Annotated in this window: 4 protein-coding genes; all 4 read right to left on the reverse strand. The window is 62.8% G+C overall.

Features of this window, described 5'->3' with window-relative positions:
• A partial coding sequence (locus tag PVV74_RS22650; RefSeq protein ID WP_274594774.1) for a CoA transferase occupies nucleotides 1-115 on the reverse strand: 115 nt, incomplete at its 3' end.
• Entirely contained in the window at nucleotides 112-927 is an 816-nt protein-coding gene (locus PVV74_RS22655; protein WP_274594771.1) for an IclR family transcriptional regulator, read from the reverse strand. The genes PVV74_RS22650 and PVV74_RS22655, both read right to left, overlap by 4 nt.
• Complete coding sequence (locus tag PVV74_RS22660) at nucleotides 924-3,137, reverse strand: TRAP transporter permease (protein ID WP_274594772.1); 2,214 nt, start codon at nucleotides 3,135-3,137, stop codon at nucleotides 924-926. Before PVV74_RS22660 ends, PVV74_RS22655 begins: the two co-directional genes overlap by 4 nt.
• Before the next feature lie 111 nt (nucleotides 3,138-3,248).
• Nucleotides 3,249-4,250 (reverse strand): TAXI family TRAP transporter solute-binding subunit, encoded by a 1,002-nt coding sequence (locus tag PVV74_RS22665; protein ID WP_274594773.1) that lies wholly within the window; start codon nucleotides 4,248-4,250, stop codon nucleotides 3,249-3,251.
• Nucleotides 4,251-4,594: the final 344 nt, after the last annotated feature.

Consider the following 4,594-nt stretch of genomic DNA (forward strand, 5'->3'; position numbering starts at 1 on the left):
CGATCTTGATGACCTCCGCCCCCATATCGGCCAGAAGCATCCCGCAAAACGGCCCAGCCGCGATCTGGCAAATCTCGACCACGCGAACGCCGGCCAGCGGAAGTGTACTTGTCATGAATTGTCCTTTCGTCCTTGCAACGCAACCGAAGCGTCCTCGGCTGCTGCCATCACCAGCGGAGCGAGCTCCGCGATTCTGTCGTCGGGCATGCGTTCGGCCGGGCCGGCAATGGACAGCGCCATGCGCACACGTCCGTTCCAGCTGCGGATCGGCGCACCGATGGCACGAACGCCACCGCCCCACTCACCCCGATTGATCGAATGACCCCGGTCGCGGGTGGCCTTCATGTCGGCGGCAAAGGCCTTGTGATCGGTGATCGTTTCCGCCCCGAACGCATCCAGTGTCAATGTGCTCCAGCGCTCTTCACCAGCGGGGTCAAAGGCGAGGACGGCCTTGCCGGTGGCCACGCAATGTGCCGGCGCCCTGTCCCCCACGCGCGTGAAGGTCCGCACCGCTTCCGGGCTATCGAGCCGGTGCAGGTACAGGATCTCGTCCCCGTCGATCAGGCCAAGGATCACGGTTTCCCGGCTGAGATCGCGCAGCCGCTGCATCGCCGGCAGACAGGGCGAGACGCGGTCCGGTTGCTCGGACCGCACCATCGCCACCTCCCAGATCCGCATTGTCGCGGCGTAGCGCGATGTTTCCGCGTCCTGATCGACGTAACCTTCTTCCGACAATGTTTGCAGCAGCCGGTGGGCCGTGGCCTTGCCGATCCCGGTCTCGCGGGACAGATCACCAAGGCTCATTGCGCCCCGCATCGAAAGAGCTTCGACAAGGCGCAGTCCGTTGCGCAGCGTGGAATCACGTCGCGGCGCCGGATCGCTTGTCGTCGTCGCGGTCTGTTTCGACGAAGTCTTTTCTCCGGTCATGTCTCGATCCTCTGGCCTATTGGGTGTCGCGGACGCGTCCCCCAGGCAGTCACAAGGGTCAGGACAGCACCGCCAAGGTTCGCCCAGATATGGTAAGGCATGAAGGCCCCTATCGCGCCAACCAACAGCCCGGCATAGGCCCACCAGGTCAGTGGCCCTTCAGCATGGCGCTGCAAGAGGGCGGTGACCGCGTAGATCCCGAAACTGGCAAAGACCGCGACCCGCAGGGCCTCTGCCCCGTCCCCCGATATCAATGGTGTATAGGCAAAAAGCAGGGGCATGATGTAAAGCCCCTTGGCGATCTTCCAGGAGGTCAGCCCGGTTGCCATCGGCTTCGATCCCGCGATGCCGGCCGCGGTATAGGCGGCAAGGCAGACCGGCGGTGTCACGTTGCTATCCTGGCTCAGCCAGAAGATGATCAGGTGCGCGACAAGAAGGAAGGTCGACAACTGGCCCTGGTCCACAAGCGACGAGCGCAACACCGCGGACACTTCCATGGGCAGGCTGCTTACGACTTCGGCCGCGCGCTCTGCGCCGAGCCCGCTGGGCAAATCCGCCTGTAGCGACGGATCGAAGAGGGCGAGCGTCCCACTCACGGCCGCATCATTGACGCCCGCCGCCAGCGCGTCGATGACGATCCGGTCGGCCAGCAGCCCCGACAGCGCCGGCGCGAGCAGGATTGCGAGGATCACGTAGGCGGCCGTCACCGGCAGCCCCATGCCAAGGATCAGCGAGGCAAGGGCCACCAACGCGATTGCGATGATCAGCGACCCCTGGGACCACTGGATGATCATGAGGCTGAAGGCCCCGCCGACGCCGGAGGTCGTGATCGCGTTGTTCACCAGGCCAATGGCAGTCAACAGCACGGCCGTCATGACCGCGGTCCGCATCCCGAAGATCAGGGCCTGCGCGATACGCTTCGGGGTCATCTTGGTGGGTGTCGCCCAACTGACGACCACCAGCACCGCGATGGCGACCGAGGCCGCGTAGTTCGGCGTACGTCCGGTCATCAGAAGCCAGATCATGACCCCGAGTGGCAGCACGAAGTTCAACGCACCGGCCGCCAGTTTCTTGCGGTCCACGGGGCGCGGCGTTGCGGCCGGGATACCCGATCGCAGGACCTCGATCCGCACGAAACAGGCGACCGACAGGAAATAAAGGATGGCCGGCAGGACCGAAACCGCGACGATCGTGCTGTATGGCAGGCCGGTGTAACTCGCCATGACAAAGGCGCCGGCCCCCATGATCGGCGGCACCAGTTGGCCGCCGGTCGACGAGGCTGCCTCGACCCCGGCGGCAAAGGTTGGCTTGAAACCGTTGGACGTCATCGTCGGGATCGTGATGACCCCGGTGGAGGCCGTATTGGCGACCGCGGAGCCGCTGATCGTGCCAGTCAGTGCCGAAGAGATCACGGCGACGTAGGCGCCACCGCCGCGCAGGCGCGCGGCGACGATCCGGCTCAACTCGATCACGAAATCCGACGCGCCGGAGTAGATCAGGAAACCGCCGAAGATCATGAACAAGGTGATGTTGGCCGACGAGATCGTGGTGATGCCGCCGAACATGCCTTCGTCATTGTAGAGCGACCGGAACAGCACGTCCGACAGCGGCAGGGACGCGGACCGGAACACGCCCGGCAACCAGGCCCCGAGGAAAAGGATATAGGCCAGGGATATCAGGATCAGCGTGGGTATGATCCAGCCCGTAAGCCGCCGGGTCAGGTCCACGGCGGCAAAGATCACCAGCCCGCCAGCGATCCAGTCCATCGGACTGAAGATCCAGCCGGACCCACGCTGGGCCATGGAGTTCACGTACACGCCATCCTCGGCGTAGGCGACCCAGATGGCCGCCCCGAAAATGGCAAACCCGTAGATCACGTCGAGGACCATTGCCCAGCGACTGTCGCGCAACCGCTGCATGGGGGCCGTCGACAGGGCCGCGATCAGCCCGAAACCGCCGAAGTGCAACGCGTTCTGCCAGATCCCGGCTTCGTTGATGAAAAGGTTCGTGGCGATGTGCCAGAGCGCAAAGGCGATAACGGCCCAACGCATGACATGCGCGGTCCAAGGCCCGTGCCCCAGGCTTTCCGGGTCAAGCCAGCGCCGACGTTTTTCAGACACCTGGCCAGCATCCGAGGGCATAGCGGTCGTCACGGTCGCTGATACCGGGTCGTCGGACGCGGCTTTGATCGGGTCTTTCGGGGCGGGCATGGGCTTCGCTCCTGTTTTGCGATGGCGCGGAGGCAAGGAGACCGGAAATCATCCCGGTCCGCTCTCGCAATGCGCCGGAGGCGGCCAACCGCCCCCGGTCGCGTCCTGCGATCAGTCCTGCATTTCCGGGGGGAGCAGCCGCTCGGGAATGTCGAGACCAACCTCCCGGTAATAGCGCACAGCACCCGGGTGCAGCGGCGTCGGCAGGCCGGCAATCGCCACCTCCAGTGACATCGCCTTTGTTGCCGGGTGGATCGACTGCAAGAACGGCAGGTTTTCGTAAAGCGCCTTGGTCAGCTTGTAGACGTGGTCTTCCGACACGTCGTCATTCACCGCAAGAAAGTTCGGCTGGGCGATGGTCTGGATCGCCTCGTCCTGTCCGGGATAGCTGTTGGGCGGGATGGTATAGGCCGTCCAGAGTTCACGCCCGCCATCCATCGCTTCCGCCTCTTCCGGCGTTACGTTCAGGATCGTCACGTCATCGCCGTTGGTGGCAAGTATCTGGGTGATCGCGCCCGCAGGCACGCCGGCCGGGATCGACGCAAAATCGATCTGTCCGTTGGCCATGGCATCAAGTGTCGGGCCATAACCGGAATAGATCATCTGAAAGTCTTCTTCCGCATTCAGCCCCAGACCTTCCATCAAGAGCGTCCCGGAGCCCAGGCTGCCCGAGTTGCGCGCGCCCATGCCCGCGCCGGCGCCCTTGGCGGCGACGATATCCGCGGCCGTGCCGGTATCGACCAGGTCGTTGCGCAGGATGAAGTGCTCGACATTCTGCCACAGCATGGAAACCGAACGGATATCCTCCATCGGTGTGCTCAAAGGCCCGGTGCCGCGCGCCGCGTAATAGCCGAAAAGCCCCTGCAGGATCGAAAAGTCGGCCGTTCCGGACGCCATGGCCTGCAGGTTCGCGCCCGAGCCCGCCGAGTTCACCGCCGTCAGCGAGAAATTCTCCGAAGGCAGCAGCTTGACCTTGCTCAAAGTAGAGATGGCGACCCCCACGGGGTGAAACGTGCCACCCGTCGACGCGGTCTGCATGACATAGTCTTCGGCCTTCGCCGCACCGGTCATCATCACCCCTGCCATCATCAGGGTACAAATTGTTTTTCTCATCAGGACCTCCCTTGTTTCCAATGATGAACGACCTCCTATCGTTCAGCATATGTAAATCTTGTTCATATTATTTAAACCTGACATTGTTGTAAACAAGGTTTCATTCGAAGACGCGCAAATCAGCGCAAGTCGCCGGGCGCGTTCACTTTAATATTGTCGGATAGCTTGCGGGGCCGAAGGAACCGAGCGCACCCCCAAATGCGAGTTCTACGTCTTCTTTAAGCATCCACGCGAGATGCCGTTGATCCTCCCCCAATGAAGTGGTCCTCCGCTATGTTTAGGAAAACGGAGGAACCACATGGCAATCAAGCGACCGAAGCCCGAAGAAATTATCACGAAGTTAC

The organism is Roseovarius sp. SK2 (assembly GCF_028807495.1).
GTDB lineage: Bacteria > Pseudomonadota > Alphaproteobacteria > Rhodobacterales > Rhodobacteraceae > Roseovarius > Roseovarius confluentis.